Origin of the sequence: Pseudomonas wuhanensis, assembly GCF_030687395.1 — a bacterium.
GTDB lineage: Bacteria > Pseudomonadota > Gammaproteobacteria > Pseudomonadales > Pseudomonadaceae > Aquipseudomonas > Aquipseudomonas wuhanensis.
Genome location: NZ_CP117430.1, coordinates 4,113,547 through 4,135,738, shown reverse-complemented (window position 1 = coordinate 4,135,738; position 22,192 = coordinate 4,113,547). Strand labels below are relative to the sequence as shown.

Annotated in this window: 29 protein-coding genes, 1 tRNA gene and 1 pseudogene; 19 read left to right on the top strand and 12 right to left on the bottom strand. The window is 57.0% G+C overall.

Translation table 11 applies throughout. The features are described from left to right. Positions 1-2: 2 nt before the first annotated feature. The 4 genes from PSH88_RS18980 to PSH88_RS18965 are packed head-to-tail and all read left to right on the top strand — an operon-like array spanning position 3 to position 3,462. Positions 3-1,022 (top strand): LacI family DNA-binding transcriptional regulator, encoded by a 1,020-nt coding sequence (locus PSH88_RS18980; RefSeq protein WP_305422061.1) that lies wholly within the window; start codon positions 3-5, stop codon positions 1,020-1,022. A 59-nt stretch (positions 1,023-1,081) separates the two neighbouring features. Then, positions 1,082-1,999 (top strand): ribokinase, encoded by a 918-nt coding sequence (gene rbsK, locus PSH88_RS18975; protein ID WP_305422059.1) that lies wholly within the window; start codon positions 1,082-1,084, stop codon positions 1,997-1,999. Then, on the top strand, positions 1,996-2,400 hold the full coding sequence (gene rbsD / locus PSH88_RS18970; protein WP_305422058.1) for a D-ribose pyranase: 405 nt from the start codon (positions 1,996-1,998) through the stop codon (positions 2,398-2,400). The genes rbsK and rbsD overlap by 4 nt, the downstream gene beginning before the upstream one ends. Before the next feature lie 33 nt (positions 2,401-2,433). After that, the gene (locus tag PSH88_RS18965; protein ID WP_305422057.1) at positions 2,434-3,462 is read left to right on the top strand and encodes a nucleoside hydrolase; all 1,029 of its coding nucleotides are present in this window, start codon (positions 2,434-2,436) and stop codon (positions 3,460-3,462) included. 39 nt (positions 3,463-3,501) lie between these two features. On the opposite strand, the gene PSH88_RS18960 is transcribed toward PSH88_RS18965, so the two are convergent. Further along, positions 3,502-3,708: a hypothetical protein gene (locus PSH88_RS18960; protein ID WP_305422055.1), complete on the bottom strand. Its 207-nt coding sequence runs from the start codon at positions 3,706-3,708 to the stop codon at positions 3,502-3,504. Between the two features lie 131 nt (positions 3,709-3,839). Here PSH88_RS18960 and PSH88_RS18955 point away from each other — a divergent pair, with 131 nt between their 5' ends. Together PSH88_RS18955 and PSH88_RS18950 are read left to right on the top strand one after the other, a co-directional pair. Then, positions 3,840-4,145, top strand: coding sequence for a hypothetical protein (locus PSH88_RS18955; RefSeq protein WP_305422053.1), 306 nt, complete (start codon positions 3,840-3,842; stop codon positions 4,143-4,145). Between the two features lie 165 nt (positions 4,146-4,310). Next, positions 4,311-4,628 (top strand): I78 family peptidase inhibitor, encoded by a 318-nt coding sequence (locus PSH88_RS18950; protein ID WP_305422052.1) that lies wholly within the window; start codon positions 4,311-4,313, stop codon positions 4,626-4,628. 72 nt (positions 4,629-4,700) lie between these two features. On the opposite strand, the gene PSH88_RS18945 is transcribed toward PSH88_RS18950, so the two are convergent. Together PSH88_RS18945 and PSH88_RS18940 are read right to left on the bottom strand one after the other, a co-directional pair. Then, positions 4,701-4,913 carry a cold-shock protein gene (locus tag PSH88_RS18945; RefSeq protein WP_007905882.1) on the bottom strand — a complete coding sequence of 71 codons (213 nt, stop codon included), beginning with the start codon at positions 4,911-4,913 and terminating at the stop codon, positions 4,701-4,703. Positions 4,914-5,203: 290 nt separating this feature from the next. Beyond that, positions 5,204-5,506, bottom strand: coding sequence for a hypothetical protein (locus PSH88_RS18940; protein ID WP_305422050.1), 303 nt, complete (start codon positions 5,504-5,506; stop codon positions 5,204-5,206). A gap of 374 nt (positions 5,507-5,880) precedes the next feature. Between PSH88_RS18940 and thrS the strand changes: the two genes are divergently transcribed. From thrS to PSH88_RS18890, 10 genes are all read left to right on the top strand, one after another. Next, positions 5,881-7,803, top strand: a complete 1,923-nt coding sequence (thrS, locus tag PSH88_RS18935) for a threonine--tRNA ligase (protein ID WP_123498780.1) — start codon at positions 5,881-5,883, stop codon at positions 7,801-7,803. Further along, on the top strand, positions 7,803-8,354 hold the full coding sequence (gene infC, locus PSH88_RS18930; RefSeq protein WP_169857083.1) for a translation initiation factor IF-3: 552 nt from the start codon (positions 7,803-7,805) through the stop codon (positions 8,352-8,354). The genes thrS and infC overlap by 1 nt, the downstream gene beginning before the upstream one ends. A 60-nt stretch (positions 8,355-8,414) precedes the next feature. Beyond that, positions 8,415-8,609, top strand: a complete 195-nt coding sequence (gene rpmI / locus PSH88_RS18925; RefSeq protein WP_002553160.1) for a 50S ribosomal protein L35 — start codon at positions 8,415-8,417, stop codon at positions 8,607-8,609. 28 nt (positions 8,610-8,637) lie between these two features. Next, positions 8,638-8,994, top strand: coding sequence for a 50S ribosomal protein L20 (gene rplT, locus PSH88_RS18920; RefSeq protein WP_007905879.1), 357 nt, complete (start codon positions 8,638-8,640; stop codon positions 8,992-8,994). Between the two features lie 109 nt (positions 8,995-9,103). After that, on the top strand, positions 9,104-10,120 hold the full coding sequence (pheS, locus tag PSH88_RS18915; protein ID WP_007905876.1) for a phenylalanine--tRNA ligase subunit alpha: 1,017 nt from the start codon (positions 9,104-9,106) through the stop codon (positions 10,118-10,120). Positions 10,121-10,146: 26 nt separating this feature from the next. Then, positions 10,147-12,528, top strand: coding sequence for a phenylalanine--tRNA ligase subunit beta (gene pheT / locus PSH88_RS18910; protein WP_305422049.1), 2,382 nt, complete (start codon positions 10,147-10,149; stop codon positions 12,526-12,528). Positions 12,529-12,531: 3 nt separating this feature from the next. After that, complete coding sequence (gene ihfA / locus PSH88_RS18905) at positions 12,532-12,834, top strand: integration host factor subunit alpha (protein WP_002553164.1); 303 nt, start codon at positions 12,532-12,534, stop codon at positions 12,832-12,834. Beyond that, a complete protein-coding gene (locus tag PSH88_RS18900) occupies positions 12,815-13,171 on the top strand; it encodes a MerR family transcriptional regulator (RefSeq protein WP_003179985.1) in 357 nt (118 codons plus the stop codon). The genes ihfA and PSH88_RS18900 overlap by 20 nt, the downstream gene beginning before the upstream one ends. 89 nt (positions 13,172-13,260) lie before the next feature. Continuing rightward, positions 13,261-13,337, top strand: a tRNA-Pro gene (locus tag PSH88_RS18895). Positions 13,338-13,478: 141 nt separating this feature from the next. Then, a complete protein-coding gene (locus PSH88_RS18890) occupies positions 13,479-13,997 on the top strand; it encodes a hypothetical protein (protein ID WP_305422048.1) in 519 nt (172 codons plus the stop codon). Positions 13,998-14,073: 76 nt separating this feature from the next. Here the strand turns inward: PSH88_RS18890 and PSH88_RS18885 are convergent, their stop codons facing one another. Then, positions 14,074-14,334 carry a hypothetical protein gene (locus PSH88_RS18885; protein ID WP_305422047.1) on the bottom strand — a complete coding sequence of 87 codons (261 nt, stop codon included), beginning with the start codon at positions 14,332-14,334 and terminating at the stop codon, positions 14,074-14,076. Positions 14,335-14,438: 104 nt separating this feature from the next. Here PSH88_RS18885 and PSH88_RS18880 point away from each other — a divergent pair, with 104 nt between their 5' ends. The 3 genes from PSH88_RS18880 (at position 14,439) to PSH88_RS18870 (ending at position 15,646) form a co-directional block, all read left to right on the top strand. Beyond that, entirely contained in the window at positions 14,439-14,591 is a 153-nt protein-coding gene (locus PSH88_RS18880; RefSeq protein ID WP_305422046.1) for a hypothetical protein, read from the top strand. Between the two features lie 83 nt (positions 14,592-14,674). Continuing rightward, positions 14,675-15,199 (top strand): hypothetical protein, encoded by a 525-nt coding sequence (locus tag PSH88_RS18875; protein WP_305422045.1) that lies wholly within the window; start codon positions 14,675-14,677, stop codon positions 15,197-15,199. A 120-nt stretch (positions 15,200-15,319) separates the two neighbouring features. Beyond that, complete coding sequence (locus PSH88_RS18870; protein ID WP_305422044.1) at positions 15,320-15,646, top strand: hypothetical protein; 327 nt, start codon at positions 15,320-15,322, stop codon at positions 15,644-15,646. 219 nt (positions 15,647-15,865) lie between these two features. Here PSH88_RS18870 and PSH88_RS18865 read toward each other — a convergent pair whose 3' ends face one another. The 8 genes and pseudogenes from PSH88_RS18865 to PSH88_RS18830 form a co-directional block, all read right to left on the bottom strand. Further along, complete coding sequence (locus tag PSH88_RS18865; RefSeq protein ID WP_305483317.1) at positions 15,866-16,264, bottom strand: hypothetical protein; 399 nt, start codon at positions 16,262-16,264, stop codon at positions 15,866-15,868. Positions 16,265-16,579: 315 nt separating this feature from the next. Further along, positions 16,580-16,942, bottom strand: a complete 363-nt coding sequence (locus PSH88_RS18860; RefSeq protein WP_305422043.1) for a DUF6124 family protein — start codon at positions 16,940-16,942, stop codon at positions 16,580-16,582. Between the two features lie 482 nt (positions 16,943-17,424). Next, positions 17,425-17,631: pseudogene (locus PSH88_RS18855) on the bottom strand (hypothetical protein). 69 nt (positions 17,632-17,700) lie between these two features. Further along, a complete protein-coding gene (locus tag PSH88_RS18850; protein WP_305422042.1) occupies positions 17,701-18,609 on the bottom strand; it encodes a MurR/RpiR family transcriptional regulator in 909 nt (302 codons plus the stop codon). A gap of 240 nt (positions 18,610-18,849) precedes the next feature. After that, entirely contained in the window at positions 18,850-19,614 is a 765-nt protein-coding gene (locus PSH88_RS18845; protein WP_305422041.1) for an ABC transporter ATP-binding protein, read from the bottom strand. Between the two features lie 18 nt (positions 19,615-19,632). Then, positions 19,633-20,745 (bottom strand): succinylglutamate desuccinylase/aspartoacylase family protein, encoded by a 1,113-nt coding sequence (locus tag PSH88_RS18840; RefSeq protein ID WP_305422039.1) that lies wholly within the window; start codon positions 20,743-20,745, stop codon positions 19,633-19,635. An 8-nt stretch (positions 20,746-20,753) separates the two neighbouring features. Beyond that, on the bottom strand, positions 20,754-21,452 hold the full coding sequence (locus PSH88_RS18835; protein WP_305422037.1) for an ABC transporter permease: 699 nt from the start codon (positions 21,450-21,452) through the stop codon (positions 20,754-20,756). A gap of 14 nt (positions 21,453-21,466) precedes the next feature. Next, positions 21,467-22,156, bottom strand: a complete 690-nt coding sequence (locus PSH88_RS18830) for an ABC transporter permease (RefSeq protein WP_305422035.1) — start codon at positions 22,154-22,156, stop codon at positions 21,467-21,469. Between the last annotated feature and the right edge of the window lie 36 nt (positions 22,157-22,192).

The following is a 22,192-nucleotide window of genomic DNA, read 5'->3' as shown; positions in this document are numbered from 1 at the left end:
TCATGGCAACAATCAAGGATGTAGCGGCACTCGCGGGCATTTCCTATACCACGGTTTCCCACGTGGTGAACAAGACGCGGCCGGTCAGTGAGGAAGTACGGATCAAGGTCGAGGCAGCGATCAAAAGCCTCGACTACGTGCCCAGTGCCGTGGCTCGGTCATTGAAAGCGAAAACCACCGCGACCATCGGCCTGCTGGTACCTAATAGCCTCAACCCGTACTTCGCCGAGTTGGCCCGTGGCATCGAGGATTACTGCGAGCGCAACGGCTATTGCGTCATCCTCTGCAACTCCGACGACAACCCGGACAAGCAACGCAGCTACCTTCGCGTGTTGCTGGAAAAACGCATTGACGGCTTGATCGTTGCCTCGGCCGGGGGTGATAGCGGCCTGGCCGAAGGTCTGGCGGGTGTGCGTACCCCAATGGTGATCGTCGACCGTGGGCTCGAAGGTCTCGATGCCGACCTGGTACGCATCGATCACGAATATGGCGCCTATCTGGCGACCCGGCATTTGCTGGAGTTGGGGCACCGGGACATCGCCACGATTGGCGGGCCGGCGAGTACCAGCGTGGCGCAGATGCGTCTGGCCGGTTATTGCCGCGCCTTGAAAGAGGCGGGCGTCGAAGTGCCGCGCGAGCGCATGCTGGAAAGCGACTTCACCAGCACCGGCGGTTACAACGCCGCCGCGATCCTGTTGGAAAAGAACCCGCCCAGCGCGATCTTCGCCGGCAACGACATGATTGGCATCGGTGTGTTGCGCGCCGCTGCCGAGCGCAATATTCGTGTACCCACCGAGTTGTCGGTGATCGGCTTCGACGATATCCAGATGAGTCGATACGTCTATCCGGCGCTGACCACCGTGGGCCAGTCGATCCTGCAGCTTGGCGAGATGGCGGCTGAAGTGCTGTTGCGCAGGATTGCCACGCCGGATCTGGCGACCGATCAGCGCATCGTGACGCCCAGTATTGTCCTGCGCGAATCGACCGCGCCGCTGGCTGGTGTGTTTGCCCAATACCGCTGAAACGAAAGCACCGCTGAAACCAAAAGCACCGCAGAAACAGAATTGATGAGTAGTGATGTATGCCAGCAAAAGTAGTGGTAATAGGCAGCCTGAACATGGACCTGGTAACCCGGGCGCCACGGTTGCCCCGTGGTGGTGAAACGCTGATCGGCAAATCGTTTGCCACGGTTTCCGGCGGCAAGGGCGCGAACCAGGCTGTGGCTGCGGCGCGGCTGGGGGCGCAGGTGTCGATGGTCGGTTGTGTCGGCAGCGACGCCTATGGCGAAGCGTTGCGCGGGGCGTTGTTGGCCGAGCAGATCGATTGCCAGGCGGTCAGTACCGTCGAAGATTCCAGCGGTGTGGCGTTGATCGTGGTCGATGACAACAGTCAGAACGCGATCGTGATTGTTGCCGGTGCCAACGGTGCGCTGACGCCCGAAGTGATCGACCGTTTCGACGCGGTGTTACAAGCGGCGGATGTCATCATCTGTCAGCTGGAAGTGCCGGATGCCACAGTCGGCCATGCTCTGAAGCGCGGTCGTGAGCTGGGTAAAACCGTGATTCTCAATCCGGCGCCGGCCAGTCGCCCGCTGCCGGCGGATTGGTATGCAGCCATCGATTACCTGATACCCAACGAAAGCGAAGCCTCGGCCTTGAGCGGTTTGCCGGTGGACTCCCTGAGCACCGCCAAAACCGCCGCCACCCGCTTGATCGCCATGGGCGCCGGCAAAGTGATCATCACCCTGGGCTCTCAAGGATCACTGTTCGCCGATGGCACACGCTTCGAGCATTTCCCGGCAGCGAAAGTGAAGGCGGTCGATACCACTGCAGCCGGCGACACGTTCGTTGGTGGTTTCGCCGCGGCGCTGGCGGCCGGCAAAAGCGAGGCCGATGCGATCCGTTTCGGTCAGGTCGCCGCTGCGCTGTCGGTCACCCGGGCCGGCGCGCAACCTTCGATTCCCACCTTGTCCGACGTACAGGCGTTTAAAGCACCATGAAAAAGACTCCTTTGCTCAACGTCGCGCTGTCGCGGCTGATCGCCTCCCTGGGCCATGGCGATACGGTCGTGATCGGCGATGCCGGCCTGCCGGTTCCGCCCGGCGTCGAATTGATCGACCTGGCCTTGACCCACGGCATTCCGGATTTCGTCAGTACCTTGAAGGTCGTGCTCAGCGAAATGCAGGTCGAAAGCCATGTGCTGGCCCATGAGATTCTGGACAAGAAACCGTCGGCCTTGAGCGCGCTGGATGAACTGAATGCCGAAGGTGCGCTGGGTCGACGCGAACTGCTCAGTCATGACCAATTCAAAGCACTCAGCCGACAAGCACGGGCGATTATTCGTACAGGCGAATGTCAGCCGTACTGCAACATCGTGCTGGTGGCTGGAGTAACGTTTTAACTGTCCGTTCTTCCCACGCACAAGGAGTGCGCTATGCACCGCTATGCTCAGAAACTGCACCACCTGCTCCGGAGTCTGCTGCTTTTGTCCCTGATTACCGCAACAAGCGCCCAAGCGGCGGAGAAGATCGACTTGATCATCGACACCGATCCGGGTGCCGATGACGTGGTCGCCTTGCTGTTTGCCCTGGCATCGCCCGAAGAGCTGAATATTCGTGCGCTGACCACCGTTGCTGGCAACGTGCGTCTGGACAAGACCTCGCGTAATGCGCGTCTGGCCCGTGAGTGGGCAGGGCGCGAGGAGGTGCCAGTTTACGCGGGTGCACCGAAACCCATGATGCGCACGCCGATCTATGCCGAGAACATCCACGGCAAGGAAGGCTTGTCGGGTGTCACGGTGCACGAGCCGAAGAAAGGCCTGGCCGAAGGCAATGCGGTCAACTATCTGATCGACACCCTGAAGGCCGCCAAACCCCACAGCATCACCATCGCCATGCTCGGCCCGCAAACCAACCTGGCCCTGGCGCTGATCCAGGAGCCTGAAATCGTTCAGGGCATCAAGGAAGTGGTGATCATGGGTGGTGCGCACTTCAACGGCGGCAACATCACCCCGGTGGCCGAATTCAACCTGTTCGCCGACCCTCAGGCCGCGGAAGTAGTGCTGAAAAGTGGCGTCAAGCTGACTTACTTGCCGCTGGACGTGACCCACAAGATCCTGACCAGTGACGCGCGCCTGAAGCAAATCGCCGCATTGGACAATAATGCCAGCAAGCTGGTGGGCGATATTCTCAACGAATACGTCAAAGGTGACATGGAGCACTACGGCATTCCGGGTGGCCCGGTGCATGACGCCACAGTCATCGCTTACCTGCTCAAGCCAGAGTTGTTCACAGGGCGTTCGGTCAACGTAGTGGTTGATAGCCGTGAAGGGCCGACCTTCGGCCAGACCATCGTCGACTGGTATGACGGTCTGAAAGCACCGAAAAATGCCTTCTGGGTTGAAAATGGCGACGCTCAGGGCTTCTTCGACCTGCTGACTCAGCGTCTGGCTCGCTTGAAGTAAGTCATAGGCCCGCAGGTGCCAGCCTGCGGGTTTTTACGTTCACTCGCTATCTGTCAGGCCCATATAATCGGCAGGGTACCTCTCGAGAACCTGAGTGATGAAGGTCTGAGCGGCCTGCGTCCCCAATTCCTTGACCAGCAAATCGATACCAATGATTGCCAACTCTTCCGGGCTGCCCGGGCTGTAAGAGCTGTGACCCTGTGGCCACTTGATTGTGATATTGGCATCGATGCTTACGGTGGTCATGATGGCGCTCGTGAAATCAGGATGTCTGAGTGTCGAGTTAACCATTTTGCGCGGCGTTTGGCACTCCGACTTAGGCATGAGGGGAGGGCTATGCGACACTTGGTCTTTGATGAATTTTCAAGGACCGTGCTGTGCAGATCGATTTGAACATTCCTGACGGCTTGACCCTCGAAGCGGTGCGTCAGCTGCTGGCTTCTGCCAGCGACGATGAACACACCCAGCTGCGGGTCACCAAGGGCGGCATCGCCTACATTTCGTCGGGCATTGTGGGCGGCACGGACATCGACGGGCTGCTGTTTCGCCTGGAGACCTGGGCCAAGGGGTCCGGTTATGTCGGAATGGTCGCGGCCAGCGACGAGGTCTGGGTCATGCAGATTTTCAATGCGCTCAAGCAGAACTGGCCGAAACCGCCTTTCGACTACATCGACGTTTATTGAGCACCGTTCATATTCAGTCACGATTGAGTGATGAACGGCATGCCAATGCTCAGGCACACTCGACGCTGCCCGGATCGAGGGCGGGGCGATAGCGCCCGCCTTGAAACCAAACGCCAAAATGGCGGTCGCACGATCTCAGCTTAACTATTGAAAAAAGGAGGCTTCATGCCTTGGAAGCTCGCGTCATTGGGTACTTTGTTGGCCGCCACTCTGCTGGCCGGTTGCAGCAGTACGTCCACCGAGTCGGCAAAGGACCCTGTGGCGACCGACACTGGCCGCAGCCGTTGTGAGGCAAAGGCTGCCGAGTTCACGATTGGCAAAAAGGCTTCGCCCCAATTGCTGGAGCAGGCGCGTACCCGCGCAGGCGCGCAGAATGCCCGGTTCCTCAAGCCTGATGACATGGTGACCCTGGAATACCGCTCCGATCGTCTGAACCTGAACACCGACAACAACCTGATGGTCACCCGCGTCAACTGCGGCTGATCGCTCCAGGCTTTTGCTTCGCCCATAAAAAACCCCGTCACATGGACGGGGTTTTTTTAGTGCGGCTGAAAATTACTCAGCGCGGACTTGTGCAGCTTGCATACCCTTTTGGCCTTTCTCAGCCACGAAGGAAACGGTCTGGCCTTCTTTCAGGCTTTTGAAACCGTCGCTTTCGATAGCTTTGAAGTGTACGAACAGGTCGTCACCGCCACCTTGAGGAGTGATGAAGCCGAAGCCTTTTTCATCGTTGAACCATTTAACGGTGCCGGTTTGGCGATTAGACATGGTGTATCTCCAAGAAACATATATTTTCAGTAGTACTGTGCTGCTCAGGCCAACTGGGCACACCGGAGTATCATAGTCGAAATGTTCGCTTTGGGAGCCCCCCGGGTGTGCTGTTTGCCCTACAGTCGCGTTTGCTTTGTTGCTTCGTGTGGCTGAAAGCCCCGGTTTAAAAGGCTTTCGGCCGAAAGTAAAGACAATAAAAAAAGCTGAAAAACCTGCATAAATCGTACGAAAAAGCTAAATTTCATCACTTTTTATCGGCGGTGAGCCGAGTCAAAAGGACTTTTTACTCACTTTTTCGCCGGTCCATTGGCCTTGCATTTAGCGATCTGACCCAGCGCTTTCTGTTGCAGTTCCGGGCTGGCCTTGTTATCCATCAGGGCCTGAATGTCGCTGGCCGGGTACGATTTGATCGCATCAGCGCCACATGCGCAGTGTGATTTGGCTGCCGCAGCGCCGATCTGCGGAGTGGCCGCCTGAGTGCACTGAGCCATGTACTTCTCGCGCTCGCCCTTTGGCCAATCGGCATGGGCAGCCAGCGGCAGCAACAGGACGACGGGTGCAACGATGGCGAATAAACGATTCAGACGCATGCTGAGATGCTCCTTTTGGGTCAATGTCTTGTTATCTGAGGGGTAAAGCAGGGTTCAAGTTCAGCACTCTGGCATAAAAATGCCTGATTTGCCCCAGCAGAAAACCTTGCCACCGCGACGACCGTTCATCTGTGCTAGCATGCCTCGCTCGGGCGTTTGCAGGCTCCGGATGACCTTCAGTCCCGGTAGCGGCAGAGGCTCGAATAACCCTGATTTGAATCCCAGTCACTCTGGTTCGGTTTTCCGGTTGGCCGCAAGGCTCCTGCCGCTGTAAGGCAGGCGTTCGTTATTGAATGGCCTGGATCGGATCTTGTACTGGCTCATCCCAACCCACGTGACCTTTGGTAGGGGTCACCACTAGGAGAGGAGGCGCCATGCCAACTATTACTCTTCCCGACGGCAGTCAACGTTCATTCGATCACCCAGTTTCCGTAGCCGAGGTCGCCGCATCCATCGGTGCCGGTCTGGCCAAGGCCACCGTGGCCGGCAAAGTCGATGGCAAGCTGGTCGACGCCAGCGACATCATCGACAGCGATTCTTCGCTGCAAATCATTACGCCAAAGGATGAAGAGGGGCTGGAGATCATTCGCCACTCTTGCGCCCACCTGGTTGGCCACGCGGTCAAGCAGCTGTACCCGACGGCCAAGATGGTCATCGGTCCGGTCATCGACGAAGGCTTCTATTACGACATCGCCTTCGAGCGTCCTTTCACCCCGGACGACCTGGCCGCCATCGAACAGCGCATGCAGCAGCTGATCGAGAAAGATTACGACGTGATCAAGAAAGTCACTCCGCGCGCCGAAGTGATCGAAGTGTTCAAGGCCCGCGGCGAAGACTACAAGCTGCGTCTGGTCGAAGACATGCCGAACGAGCAGGCCATGGGCCTGTACTATCACGAAGAATACGTCGACATGTGCCGCGGTCCGCACGTGCCGAACACGCGCTTCCTGAAATCCTTCAAGCTGACCAAGCTGTCCGGCGCCTACTGGCGTGGCGATGCCAAGAACGAGCAATTGCAGCGCGTTTACGGCACCGCATGGGCGGACAAGAAGCAGCTGGCGGCTTACATCCAGCGCATCGAAGAAGCTGAAAAGCGCGATCACCGCAAGATCGGCAAGCGTCTGGGCCTGTTCCACACCCAGGAAGAGTCGCCGGGCATGGTGTTCTGGCACCCGAATGGCTGGACTCTGTACCAGGTGCTCGAGCAATACATGCGCAAGGTTCAGCGCGACAACGGTTATCTGGAGATCAAGACTCCGCAAGTCGTTGATCGCAGCCTGTGGGAGAAATCCGGGCACTGGGCCAACTACGCCGACAACATGTTCACCACTCAGTCGGAAAACCGCGACTACGCCATCAAGCCGATGAACTGCCCGTGCCACGTGCAGGTGTTCAATCAGGGCCTGAAAAGCTACCGCGAGCTGCCGATGCGCCTGGCCGAGTTCGGTGCCTGCCACCGTAACGAGCCGTCGGGTGCACTGCACGGCATCATGCGCGTTCGTGCCTTCACTCAGGACGATGCTCACATCTTCTGTACTGAAGAGCAGATGCAGGCCGAGTCCGCAGCGTTCATCAAGCTGACCATGGACGTTTACGCCGACTTTGGCTTCAAAGACGTCGAGATGAAGCTGTCCACTCGTCCGGAAAAACGCGTCGGTTCCGACGAGCTGTGGGATCGCGCCGAAGCGGCACTGGCTGCAGCCCTTGATAGCGCTGGCTTGCCGTACGATCTGCAACCAGGCGAAGGTGCGTTCTACGGTCCGAAGATCGAGTTTTCGCTGAAAGATTGCCTCGGCCGTGTCTGGCAATGTGGTACCCTTCAGCTCGATTTTAATCTGCCTGTCCGTCTGGGAGCCGAATACGTCTCCGAAGACAACAGTCGCAAGCACCCGGTTATGTTGCACCGGGCGATCCTGGGCTCCTTCGAACGTTTCGTCGGAATCCTGATCGAGCACTACGAGGGTGCATTCCCCGCGTGGCTGGCTCCGACCCAGGCAGTGATCATGAATATCACTGATAAACAGGCTGATTTTGCCGCTGAGGTTGAAAAAACCCTCAATGAAAGCGGATTTCGTGCCAAGTCTGACTTGAGAAATGAAAAGATCGGCTTTAAAATCCGCGAGCATACTTTGCTCAAGGTTCCCTATCTCTTGGTTATCGGAGATCGGGAAGTCGAGATGCAGACTGTCGCTGTGCGTACTCGTGAAGGTGCTGACCTGGGCTCGATGCCCGTCGCCCAGTTCGCTGAGTTTCTCGCGCAAGCGGTTTCCCGGCGTGGTCGCCCAGATTCGGAGTAATTACTATTAAGCGTGAAATGAGACAAGATAAACGAGCTGCACCGAAAGCCCCGATCAACGAGAATATCTCGGCACGCGAGGTTCGGTTAATTGGGGCTGAAGGTGAACAGCTTGGGATTGTGTCAATTGAAGACGCGCTTCTTAAGGCTGAAGAGGCCAAACTGGATTTGGTGGAAATTTCCGCCGATGCAGTACCCCCTGTTTGCAAACTGATGGACTACGGCAAATCGATCTTCGAGAAGAAGAAGCAGATTGCCGCGGCCAAGAAAAACCAGAAGCAGATTCAGGTTAAAGAAATCAAGTTTCGTCCAGGGACGGAGGAAGGGGATTACCAGGTAAAACTGCGCAACCTGGTACGTTTCCTGAGTGATGGGGACAGGGCCAAGGTATCCTTGCGATTCCGCGGCCGTGAGATGGCCCACCAGGAGCTGGGGATGGAACTCCTCAAGCGAGTTGAAGGTGACTTGCTCGAGTACGGTTCGGTCGAACAGCATCCTAAGATGGAAGGACGCCAGCTGATCATGGTCATCGCCCCGAAAAAGAAGAAGTAATCAATAGGGCACGGCAGGCCTTCTGATTATGTTTATCAACTGAATGCGGAGTATCCGAACATGCCAAAAATGAAAACTAAAAGTGGTGCTGCTAAGCGGTTTTTGAAAACTGCTAACGGTATCAAGCACAAGCACGCTTTCAAGAGCCACATCCTGACTAAAATGTCGACCAAGCGTAAGCGTCAACTGCGCGGTAGCAGCTTGCTGCATCCGTCTGACGTGGCAAAAGTCGAGCGCATGCTGCGCCTTCGTTAATTTTAGTCAAGAATAGAGGAAGTAACTCATGGCTCGTGTAAAGCGTGGCGTCATTGCCCGTAAACGTCACAAAAAAATTCTGAAACTTGCTAAAGGCTACTACGGCGCTCGCTCGCGCGTATTCCGTGTTGCCAAGCAAGCGGTAATCAAGGCAGGCCAATACGCCTACCGTGACCGTCGTCAGAAAAAACGTCAGTTCCGCGCTCTGTGGATCGCTCGTATCAACGCTGGTGCACGTATCAACGGTCTGTCCTACAGCCGTTTCATCGCCGGCCTGAAAAAAGCGTCCATCGAGATCGACCGTAAGGTTCTGGCTGATCTGGCAGTGAACGAAAAAGCGGCGTTTGCTGCGATTGTCGAGAAAGCTAAAGCCACCTTGGCTTAAGTACCCCCGACAGTCACCCGGCCTCACCTCTGTGGGGCCAGGTGTTAAACGTCATAAATAGGGGAAGAGCCTTCAAGCTCTTCCCCTATTTTGTATCTGGAGTCTGTACATGGAAAACCTGGATGCGCTCGTCTCTCAAGCACTAGAGGCTGTGCAAAGCGCTGAAGATATCAATGCCCTGGAGCAAATCCGGGTTCACTACCTTGGCAAAAAGGGCGAATTGACTCAGGTGATGAAGACCCTGGGGAATTTGCCGGCAGAAGAGCGTCCGCAAGTCGGCGCGCTGATCAACGTTGCCAAGGAGCGTGTCACAGAGGTTCTCAATGCCCGCAAGGCACTGTTTGAAGAGGCCGACCTGGCCGCCAAACTGTCTGCCGAGTCCATTGACGTGACCCTGCCTGGCCGTGGCCAGACCTCCGGTGGTCTGCATCCGGTTACTCGCACTCTGGAACGTATCGAGCAGTTCTTCACCCATATCGGCTACGGCATTGCCGAAGGCCCTGAGGTCGAAGACGATTATCACAACTTCGAAGCGCTCAACATCCCAGGCCATCACCCGGCCCGGTCGATGCATGACACCTTCTATTTCAATGCCAACATGTTGCTGCGCACCCATACCTCGCCGGTACAGGTCCGCACCATGGAATCGAAACAGCCGCCGATCCGCATCGTCTGCCCAGGCCGTGTGTACCGTAGCGACTCCGATATCACTCACTCGCCGATGTTCCACCAGGTCGAAGGCCTGCTGGTCGACCGCGATATCAACTTCGCCGACCTGAAAGGGACCATCGAAGAGTTCCTGCGCGTGTTCTTCGAAAAAGAACTGGCCGTGCGTTTCCGCCCTTCGTACTTCCCGTTCACCGAGCCATCCGCTGAAGTCGACATGGAATGCGTGATGTGCAGCGGTAAAGGCTGCCGTGTCTGCAAGCAGACTGGCTGGCTGGAAGTCATGGGCTGCGGCATGGTTCACCCGAACGTGCTGCGCATGTCCGGGATCGACCCGGAAGAGTTTTCGGGCTTTGCCTTCGGCATGGGCGTTGAGCGTCTGGCCATGCTGCGTTACGGCGTGAACGACTTGCGTCTGTTCTTCGACAACGACTTGCGGTTCCTCGCGCAATTTCGCTAGTCGTAACGAATTCTTAGGAGAGCAGGATGAAATTCAGTGAACAATGGCTGCGTGGCTGGGTAAGCCCGCAGGTAAATCGCGACGAGCTGGTTGCTCGTCTGTCGATGGCCGGTCTTGAGGTCGATAGCGTTACGCCGGCCGCCGGTGAATTCAGTGGCGTGGTGGTGGGCGAGGTGCTGAGCACCGAGCAGCACCCGGACGCCGACAAGCTGCGCGTTTGCCAGGTCAGCAGTGGCACGGAGACCTTCCAGGTTGTGTGCGGCGCGCCAAACGTGCGCCCGGGCCTGAAGATCCCGTTCGCCATGATCGGTGCCGAACTGCCGGGCGACTTCAAAATCAAGAAAGCCAAGCTGCGTGGCGTTGAATCCAACGGCATGCTGTGTTCCCAGGCCGAGCTGCAAATTGGCGAAGGCAACGATGGCCTGATGGAATTGCCGGCCGATGCGCCGGTCGGTCAGGACATTCGTGAATACCTGAACCTGGAAGACGCCAGCATCGAGGTCGACCTGACCCCGAACCGCGGCGACTGCCTGTCCCTGGCCGGTCTGGCCCGCGAAGTCGGTGCGCTTTACGCCGCCCCGGTGGTGCGTCCGGCAATTGCCAGCGTTCCTGCCGTGCACGACGAAGCGCGCTCGATTGAAGTGCTGGCGCCAAATGCTTGCCCGCGTTACCTGGGTCGCGTGATCCGTAACGTTGACCTGTCCAAGCCTACGCCGCTGTGGATGGTTGAGCGCCTGCGTCGCGCCGACGTGCGCAGCATCGACGCCGCCGTCGACATCACCAACTACGTGATGCTGGAACTGGGTCAACCGCTGCACGCATTCGATCTCGCAGAAATCAATGGCGGCATCCGCGTGCGCATGGCCGAAGATGGCGAGAAGCTGGTGCTTCTCGACGGTCAGGAAGTCAGCCTGCGTAGCGATACGCTGGTGATCGCCGACCACACCCGCGCCTTGGCTATCGCCGGCGTCATGGGTGGCGAGCATAGCGGCGTCAACACCGCGATCACTCGCGATATTTTCCTGGAAAGCGCGTTCTTCGACCAGATTGCCGTCGCTGGCAAGGCTCGTTCCTACGGCCTGCACACCGATGCCTCGCACCGCTACGAGCGTGGCGTGGACTGGAAGCTGGCCCGTGAAGCCATGGAGCGCGCCACTGGCCTGCTGCTGGAAATCACCGGTGGCGAAGCGGGTCCGATCATCGAGACCGTTAGCGAACAGCACCTGCCGTCGATCGCACCGATCACTCTGCGTGCCCAGCGCATCACCCAAATGCTGGGCATGGAAATGGATTCGGCCGAAGTCGAGCGTCTGCTCAGCGCCTTGGGCCTGACCATTTCTGCCGATGGGGCAGGGCAGTGGCGCGTTGAAGTGCCAAGCTTCCGTTTCGATATCAGCCTGGAAGTCGACCTGATCGAAGAGCTGGCCCGTCTGTACGGTTACAACCGTCTGCCGGTTCGCTACCCGCAAGCCCGTCTGGCGCCGCAAGCCAAGGCTGAAGCGCGCAGCGATCTGCCTGAGCTGCGTCGTCTGCTGGTGGCTCGTGGTTATCAGGAAGCGATTACTTACAGCTTCATCGATCCGAAACAGTTCGAGTTGTTTAATCCGGGTGTCGAGCCGCTGCTGCTGGCCAATCCGATTTCCAACGACATGGCTGCCATGCGTTCGTCCCTGTGGCCTGGCCTGGTCAAGGCGCTTCAGCACAACCTGAACCGTCAACAAGATCGCGTCCGCCTGTTCGAAAGCGGCCTGCGCTTCGTCGGTCAGCTGGAAGGCCTGAAGCAAGAGCCGATGCTGGCGGGTGTGGTGTGCGGTAGCCGTCTGCCGGAAGGCTGGGCACAAGGTCGCGATGTCGTGGATTTCTTCGACGTCAAAGCCGATGTGGAAGCGGTACTGGGCTTCGCCGGCGCACTGGACTCGTTCACGTTCGTGCCGGGCAAACACCCGGCATTGCACCCGGGTCAAACCGCGCGCATCGAACGTGAAGGCCGTTTGGTAGGTTTCGTTGGCGCGATCCACCCTGAATTGTCGAAAACCCTCGGTCTCGACCGTCCGGTCTTCGTATTCGAGCTGGTTCTGGCCGAAGTGGCGTTGGGCAAAATGCCTAAATTCCAGGAGTTATCGCGCTTTCCTGAAGTGCGTCGTGACCTTGCACTGCTGGCGGACAAAGACGTTGCGGCCGCTGCCGTACTGGACGTAATCCGTGAAAATGCAGGTGAATGGCTGACAGACCTCAGGCTATTTGACGTGTATCAGGGTAAAGGTATTGATCCGCATAGAAAAAGCCTTGCAGTTGGCTTGACCTGGCAGCATCCATCGCGCACTCTTAATGACGATGAGGTGAATACCACGACGCAAAACATCCTCACCTCGCTCGAACAAAGGTTGAACGCCACGTTAAGGAAGTGACGTATGGGGGCTTTGACGAAAGCTGAGATGGCGGAACGTCTGTATGAAGAGCTGGGCCTGAACAAGCGGGAGGCCAAGGAATTGGTCGAACTGTTTTTTGAAGAAATCAGGCACGCTCTTGAAGACAACGAACAAGTCAAATTGTCCGGTTTCGGCAATTTCGACCTTCGGGACAAACGCCAGCGGCCTGGCCGCAATCCGAAAACGGGAGAAGAAATCCCGATCACGGCTCGCCGTGTGGTCACCTTTCGTCCAGGGCAGAAGTTGAAGGCCCGAGTTGAGGCTTATGCTGGAACCAAGTCATAACGACGAACTACCCGTCATCCCGGGCAAACGCTACTTCACCATTGGTGAAGTCAGCGAGCTATGTGCCGTAAAACCGCACGTACTGCGCTACTGGGAGCAGGAGTTTCCTCAACTCAACCCCGTCAAACGCCGCGGAAACCGCCGGTATTATCAGCGCCAGGACGTGCTGATGATCCGGCAGATCCGCGCGCTTCTTTACGATCAGGGGTTTACCATCGGCGGCGCACGCTTGCGTTTGTCCGGCGATGAGGCCAAAGACGACACCACCCAATACAAACAAATGATCCGCCAGATGATCGCCGAGCTCGAAGATGTTCTGGTGGTACTCAAAAAATAAATTCCTGCTTTTAAATACTTCCAGTTTTCAAAAGCTTGCGATATATTCTTGAGCGTTCCTCGAGATGAGGGACAAAATCAACGCCTAGTCGGGGCGTAGCGCAGTCCGGTAGCGCACTAGCATGGGGTGCTAGGGGTCGAGTGTTCGAATCACTCCGTCCCGACCATATTTTTCAATGACTTAGGTCGGCAGTGAAAGCGCCGGCCTTTTTCATTTATGAATTTACCCCACCTTTTACCCCACCGAAAAAATTGCCCCGCCAGCAGAGCGTACAGCGGGTGGGTGTCTATTTGATTCCTTGCTAGTAATGAGCAGTCTCGTTCGCGTGCACGATAGCGTTTCCGGGTTGGCGATTAAGCAACGCTTTTCCTATCGTTCGAGTGTTGTCGGTTCTGAGCTTTTTGCCTATCTGGGACGTTGCTGCTTTGCTGAAGAAGTCTTTGTGAGCGATAGTGCGGGTCGATGCCTCGTCCAGCCTCTGGCAGATCCGCTTCAGCTTCTTGGTGAACGACTCGCGGGTAGCGCTTTTCGAGTGCGGTCATGCTCTCAGCTGGCTGAGTGCGCCGGGTTCTATGTGATTTCAGCAAAAATTCTTGAGGCTCAGAAACCGGAATTAGCTGAGCGGAGTAGCAAAGCCGCGGATAGTGCCTTGGATTACTCGAAAGCTCTCACCAGCGAGAAGCTGACTCGCGCCAGAACAGAAATGGCAATCAAGTCGATGATGAAAGATATCGATAATGACGCTGCGAACTATTCGATCCTCCTAAACAAATACGCTGACCAATGCGGCGAAGCTGTTTCTGACCCGGTTAAACGAATGGAATAATGGAACAAAAAGCAGGACTGATCATCCTGCACTCTCCATCGATACCAGATTATGGGCATTCAGCGTCGGCGGATTGTCATGGCCTGGGCAGCCGCCGCCGGCGAAATCGAAACCCTCGCACGGGCCCGAACGGCAGAACTTCTTTCCCTTGGGCCAGCGCCTCAAGCAGGTGATCTTTCGCCTCGTCTGCGGTGCACTCACGGCCACCTTCGAAGCGGAACATGCCTTTGAGCTGGCGCTTACTGACGTCCCGCAGCGCACCGCGAACGCTCAAGTGAATGTGGAAGGTGCGACCGTTCGGGCCGAATGGATCAGCCGGTGTGTTTTCTGTGGGCATGGGGCGTCCTATGCCGGGTCATGCCCGAGCGGTGGAGTGATTGATGCTTTACCTCTTCGATTCCGGACTAACATGAGGTCTCACCTGATGCTGGAGTTACAGCAATGACCGTGAAATTCGTTTGCCAAAAATTCGGCCATGGCACTGAGGTCGATATGCATTACGACAAGGGCATCGACGCGCAAGTCTTCACATGCAATGGGTGTGGAGCCCGGCATTTGCAGATTGATGAAACGAAGGCGCCCGGCGCGCCGTAGAGATGCGCTTTCGATTCGCGCGATTCGTCAAAGTGGGTGTCTTTGTGTTCGACCCGGAATTGGGCCGGAGGGAGGGGGCAGTAGTGGATGCGCCAATGTGGGCAAATTTAATAGCCGGACTTGCTTTTTTGGTATCCGTCGTTGCGGCTGTTTTCTCTTGGCGGTCAGCAGCTCAGGCAAAGCGGGCAAATAATCTCGCAGTCCATCAATATCAAAGGGAGTTGCATCAAGCATTCTATGAAGTTCGTAACCTTTTTGTGACTCATCATTGGTCCACGCAGCAGATTGAGCTGATTCCCTTCGAATTTAGCTTTCAAAACTCTCACCTGTACGTCAGCGCAGCACTTTCCAAAAAATTGCTGAGTTTTTACGATGAGTGTTTTCAAGTTGAGGATTTACATCACCGTTTGGATATGCAGCGCGATTACTCCAGAATGTGTGTTAATGATCCGGTGCCCCTCGACGCAGATGTCCTAGGAGATTTTCATGCCGTTGCAAAACGATCCGAGGCTAAAGCGAGAGAAGATTTAACGGAGTGCGTGGAAAGAGCATTGAACCTTGCTGAGGAGGTTGAGACTCTATTCAAAATAGAACTCAAGCTGAAATAAGCCCCGCTCGTAGTCGGCTCAGGCGCCGCCCTCCGTGACCGGATGCGCAGCGTGGGGTGGTGGCAATTTGGTTTGGCTTGGGGTATTACAGGTGAAAGGTCGAAGCCAGAGGAGTCAGCAGTGGAACAAGTAACGGACAAAGACGCAGATGACGCAATCGAACTGCTCAATCGCTTTTTGCGCGACTCACTGGACGTAAATGCCCGTGAGGTGCCTGATATTGATCATGTGAAGCTGGCAGTCGATGCTTTAATACTCTGGAACAACTTTGACCAAAGCGATTACGAAATTCAGCGATTGATCCGAGTTTTGAATTCCAAAAAAGCAATCTCTTTTGCTGAACTAAATACCCAATTGAAGCCATTTGCTGAATGGACTTCTGAGCTTAGATCTTACGAGAACGCTCGCGCGGCATTCGTCGGCCCATTCCCTGACGATCCATTTTGAATCACGTTTGTGCAGCGTAAGCATTAAGGTTCTATGCCGGTCTTGGCGAAATCCTCAAGCTGTCGCGACCACTTTTCCTTAACAATGATTTCAGGTCGCGACATGCTGGCGAAGCGGGCGGGCTCTTCAGTGGTGGCTGAGGCAAGGTTGATCGGGAATGTCGACGCCGTCTCCTGTCACTCCTCGAAGTCGTGGCGTTCACCCAGCACTTCAAGTGCGTCAGCCAGCGCCTTCGACACAATCAGCGACCGCTTCTCGGCGCCGATCCGTTCCAACAGCGCTTTCTCCAGATGGGATTAATAAGGTGTTGGTGTAATAGGCTTTGTACCCATACGCCGTTATGCGGACCTTGCAAGGAATTGATGTTTGGGCTGCAATGAGTGGGTTGATTACGTCATAGCTATTTAGATCAAGTTGGGTTCCATCCCGATTGGTATGATAAAAAACAAGATCTGCTAGAAAGGTATGGTTGGTTTCGTTTTTTCTCTCTGAGGTCACTCGTCCCTCTGCTTTTACGTTGATGGAATGGTCCACCGAGAAGTCCAAGTCATTATCTAGAGAACAGGTCAACATCGGCGTTAATTGGTTGGCGTTTTCGTAGGTGTTGAAGGCGTTCAATAAATCGATATTTGACGTGAAAATGATTGTGTAAAGATTATTTGGTCCAGGCCCAAAAGACGACAGTGTCAGGTCGGCTGGCGGGATACTTGCTGTTTTTGCGCAAGCGGTGCATAGGAGTATCGATGCGTAAATGAGACTGCGATGTAGGGTCATTGGCCAAAAATACATCGCTAGCCCGCTGCTTGCATAGGTAGGTCCGACCCGACATGTAACTCTACGGGTGCAGAGTGTCTGTATACGGATCGGGGCGACGCTGATTTTGAGAATATTCCCTGTGGCGATGGTATGCGCCCTCGCCACAGGGCACGACGATTACTCCTTCAATTCGACGTGATCCAGTGCCTGGTTCACCGCCAGTTCACCGAGCATGACCACTTGCGCAATGCCCAGCAGGGTCTTGCGATGTGAGGTTTCCAGCAGCGCCGCGAAATTGTTGAGCATGACGGTAGCCGAGCCGAGTGTTTCGCTGGCGTTGGCCAGTAGGGATTCGGTGTTGTACTTCGGGTTGGCGAGGTACATGGGCTCGGGTTCGTTGGTGGAGGCCATGATCTGAGCGGCCGGGTTGAGGTAGTGGTCGAGGGCGAGCTCGGCGGCTTCGTGGAGCTTTTTTGAATCGAGGGATTCGTAGGGGGATGTCGGGTCTGTGATCGGCGGATTGGGTGTAGGTTTGAACATAGATAAAACTCCTCATGCCATAAGTAAGGAGCCATCCAACCTCGCTACCAAACGATGGGTGGCGGCCATGCGCAGGTTGGTAGACCGGGACATGAGGAGACCGGCGCACCCGAAGGTGCCCTGTGCATGACCACCATAAAGCCGAGACGAAAAAACGCCGCGAATGGTGATGCTGTGCAAATCTCATGTACGGGCTACCAAACCCGATCACTGTTTTTCAGTGACCAGGAAACAATAAAACCTGTACCCAAAGCGCACAAGCCGGCGGATTCTGGCGCAGGCGTAGGCAACGACGCAAGGCGTTGTAGCCTCGATGAAGTAACACCGGGTGTACTTAAACGCGCAGCTAAACATCTATGGGTAAGATCTTTTTCGGACCCGCCCGTCTGTGGGCTCGCCGACTTGCTTGCTGTTCGTTAGCGTCGATCCCAACTGGGTTATTCGCCCAGCCCTCATCTCAACCGCTGATTGACTCATGCGTCTTAATGAAGAGTCGAAGTCCTTCGACTCTCTCCAATCCTGATCCGATCAAGCGCCCGGTTTAGTGCGTCCAAGGCATCAAGCAGGGTTTTCGCCTCAGCTTCCCGGCCATCACCTCAAAGGCGTTCTGCCATTTTGTTCAGGGCTTGGATGGAGCGCTCAATTTCAGCGGCAGTCGCTACTTTGCTTTCCAGCTGTTTCTTCAGCATTGAGTAACCTGCCTTCAGTTGCTAGCCCAAGAGTATCGGCCACCAGGGAGAACTACCCCTCGTCAGCCATCACTTCTTCGGCGATTTACCACTGGCAGGAATATGCAAATAAGACATCACACTTTCAGTCAGTTCGGTCGCCAGTTTGACGGCTTCTTTATTGCGCGCCATCACGCCCGCCACCAATCCTTCGATCAAGGCGAGCACGGCGATGTTGGAGCTGGTCATTACCGGATGGTCGGCGGGGGCAAACAGCACATGTTCGGCAATGCTGGTGAGCGGCGATGCGGGTGAGTCGGTGATCGCCAGCACTGAGGCGCCGCGCTCATTGGCGAAACGTGCGAGTTGCAGGGTGTCGAGGGAATAGCGCGGCAGGGAGATCGCCAGCAACACATCCTGATCGGTGATGGCGGCCAGGCGGTAAGCGGCGTTTTCGTTGCCGCCCTCCATGCTAATGGCGGTGGCGTCCGCACAGAAGGGCATCAGCGTCGAGGCGGCGAGGCCGGCGAAGTAGACGCTGTTACCAAAGCCCAGGATGTAAATTTTGCGCGCTTCGATCAGGCGGGTGACGAACGCTTCAAAGGTGTCGGCATGGTTGTTGGTGGCTGCCGTGGCGAGGTTGCTGGTGGCGCTCTGGAGTTGCTCATGCAGGCCAAATGCGCCGTCAGGACGATGCGCCAGTTCGTTGCGCAGTTTGTCGACTGGCGACACCATTTGCTGCAACGTCGCGACCAGTTCGGCCTTCATGCCGGTGTAGCCACCCAGGTTCAGCGCTTTGGCCAAACGATTGACCGCGGCGGGCGAGGTGGCTGTTTCATGAGCCATTTCTTCAATAGTCAGCGTCGCGGCCCTTAGCGGGTGACGCAGGATAAAATCCGCCACTTTGCGCAGTGAAGGCTGTAGATCGGAAACGATTTCCGCCAGTTTGCGCATCACCGGCGCGGCATAGACCGTGGTGTTTTTCGAAGGGGTCGGCATGTCCGGCTCTACAGTTCCTGAGGGTTGGAGATGGGCTGGGGGCGTGCGCATAACCTGTAGGAGCGGGCTTGCCCGCGAAGCGAACACCGCGGTTTATCAGGCATTGCGCGTTATCGTTCTTCGCGGGCAAGCCTCGCTCCCACAGGGTTTTGCGCGCGGGCATAAGTTGGCTGGAGTGTATCCGAAGCCGCCCTTTGGTGTGCAGTGCTGAACCCGGGGGCGGTGAGCGGGCGGGCAGGACTATTTCAAGCTGCCGGCCAGAAACTGCCGAAGCCGCTCGGACTGTGGCTTGACCAGCACTTCACGCGGGTTGCCGCGCTCTTCAACCAGGCCCTTGTGCAGGAACACCAGCTGGTTCGAAACCTCGCGGGCAAAGCCCATTTCGTGGGTCACGACCACCATGGTGCGGCCTTCGAGTGCGAGGTCCTGCATGACTTTAAGCACTTCGCCGACCAGCTCGGGGTCGAGGGCTGAGGTCGGTTCATCGAACAGCATCACTTCCGGCTCCATGGCCAGTGCCCGGGCAATCGCCACACGCTGTTGTTCACCTCCCGACATATGGGCCGGCCAGGCGTCCATGCGGTGCGCCACGCCGACTTTGTTCAGGTAATGCTCGGCCTTTTCCCGCGCTTCTTTCTTGTTCATGCCCAGCACATGCACCGGAGCCTCCATGACGTTTTCAAGGGCGCTCATGTGCGACCAGAGGTTGAAGTGCTGAAACACCATCGATAGCCGCGAACGCATGCGTTGTAACTGTTTGGGCTCGGCAGCCTTGAGCCCGCCGAGTTTGTTGGTCACCAGTTTGAGCTGTTCGCCATTGAGCACGATGTTGCCGGCGTTGGGCTGCTCCAGCAGGTTGATGCAACGCAGGAAGGTGCTTTTGCCGGAACCGCTGGAGCCGATGATGCTGATGACGTCACCGGCCTTCGCCTCCAGGGACACGCCCTTGAGCACTTCGTGGCTGCCGTAGCTTTTGTGAAGATCCTGAATTTCAAGTTTGTACATGGTTTCAACTCTCCGGAATCAGTCGCTGAGCAAACGGCCTTGGCGAATAGGGGTACGGCCGGCCACTTTGGCCAGCCACAAACCGGGCTGGGCAAAGCGAAGGCGTTCACGGGCATAGAGGATGCCGTCGGTGCTGGCATGCACCACGCTGTGGTGATCGGTCAGCGGATCGATGACTTCGAACAGCGGATCGCCGACCTTGACGCGGGCACCCAACGGTTGCAGATAACTCACCACCCCCGGGTGCGGCGCATAGGCGTACTGCGTACCGGCGAAGGGTGTCGCTTCACAACGGCTGGGTGGCGCGGCAGGCCAGTCACCGCTGATCAGGCCTTGCTCGGCGAGATAGCCGAGAATGGCCTGCGCGCTCTCGACGCATTGCTCGCGTTCGGTGTCAGCCATGCCGCGCAATTCGATCGTGGTGGCCACACACGCCAGCGGAATATTGGCTTCAGGAAAGCGTTCGGCCAGGTGCAGCCAAGGGATTGCGCAGGCTTCATCGAAGGCGTTGCCTCCCGCGGCCTCGGCCAGCAGGGCAACGCCAGCGCCCAGGCGCGCGGCCAATGAGCGCAAGCGTGGCCAGTTTTGCGGCATGGCATACAGCAGCATGATCGACTCGAAGTCGCAGTGCAGGTCCAGCACCACATCGGCATCGCAGGCATGTTGCAGTAACAGGCGGCGCAGGCCATCGAGTTCCGATGTCGGGGCCGGCATGTCGGTGAGGACATCGCTCATGGCGCGACGGATCAGCGCGATGTTGATGTCTGGATCGTCTCCCAGTTGACCTTCCAGCATCGGCGCCACGGCTTCGGCCAGCTCCGGAAAATCACGATTGAAGTTCTTTCCGCTGGAGAATTCGAAGCGACCTTGATGGGTGGCCTGGAACATCTGGGCGATGCCGATCGGATTGGCCATCGGCACCAGTTCGATCACCCCGGTCAAGCGGCCTTGTTCTTCGAGTTCATGCAGACGGCGCTTGAGTTCGACGGCGACGCGCATCCCCGGCAGCTCGTCGGCATGCAGGGAGGCCTGGATGTAGGCCTTGCGCGGCCCGCTGCCAAAACGAAACAGCGACAGCCGTCGTTCTGTGCCCGAGGCGCTCCACGGCAAGCGGTATTGAATGTGCTTCATAAAACTCCTTAGTGCTTGCGCGGTGCCAGATAGGCCAGCCAGCGGCGCTCGGCCAGCTTGAACAGACGAACCAGGATGAAGGTCAGGGCCAGGTAGATAAGGCCGGCGGTGATGAACGCCTCGAATGGCAGATAGAACCGCGAACTGACCGTACGAGCGGCTCCGGTGATGTCGACCAGGGTGACGATCGACGCCAGGCTGGTGGTCTGCAGCATCATCAACACTTCGTTGCTGTATTGCGGCAGCGCCCGGCGCAAGGCCGACGGCAGGAGGATGCGGCGGTACAAGGCAAAGCGCGACATGCCCATGGCCTTGGCGGCTTCGATCTCGCCGTGGGCCGTGGCCTTCAAACTGCCGGCCAGCAGTTCCGCGCTATAGGCGCTGGTGTTGATCGCGAAGGCCAGGCAAGCACAAAAGGTGGCGCTGGACAGGTAAGGCCAGAGCGCGCTTTGGCGTACCGCTTCGAATTGCGCCAAGCCGTAGTAGATCAGGAACAATTGCACCAGCATCGGGGTGCCGCGTATCACGTAGGTGTAGAGCCAGGCCGGGAAGTTGATCAGCGGCGATCGGGATACACGCATCAGCGCCAAAGGAATCGCCAACACCAGGCCAACGGCCAGGGAAATCAGCAGGACTTTGAGGGTCAACAAGGCGCCATTGAAGTACAGCGGCAGGTTTTCCCAGATCAGGTTGTAGTCGAGAATCATGGGTGTGCTCCCAGTCACAGTTCGGCGGCTTTGACGCCGACCGAGTAGTGTTTTTCCAGATAGCGCAGCACCAGCAATGACACGCTGGTCAGCATCAGGTAGAGCGCGGCCACCGCGAGGAAAAACGTGAACGGCTCATGGGTTGCGTCCGCTGCGTTTTTGGCTTTGAACATCATGTCCTGCAAACCGATCACCGAGATCAGCGCGGTGGATTTGGTCAGCACCAACCAGTTGTTGGTGAACCCCGGAATGGCGAAACGAATCATCTGCGGCACCAGAATCCGCCAGAACACCTGCGCGCCACTCATCCCATAAGCCACGCCGGCCTCGCCCTGACCTTTAGGGATCGCCATAAAGGCACCGCGAAAGGTCTCCGAGAGATAGGCACCGAAAATGAAGCCCATGGTGCAGACGCCGGCGATAAAGGGGTTGATGTCGATGTAGCGGGTGTAACCGAGTGCGAGGGCAATGCGGTTCACCAGATCCTGGCCGCCGTAGAAGATCAGCAGGATCAACACCAGGTCAGGAATACCGCGAATCAGCGTTGTATAACCTTCGCCCAGTAGCGCCAGCCATTTAAACGGCGACAAACGAAAGGCGGCGCCGATCAGGCCCAGGGCAATCGCCATGGTCATGGAGGTCAGGGCCAGATGAATGGTCAGCCAGGCGCCATCGAGAATGCTCGATCCGTAGCCGTGAAGCATGATGAAGTTCCTCAAGCGAGCGCCGGGAAGCGCGCG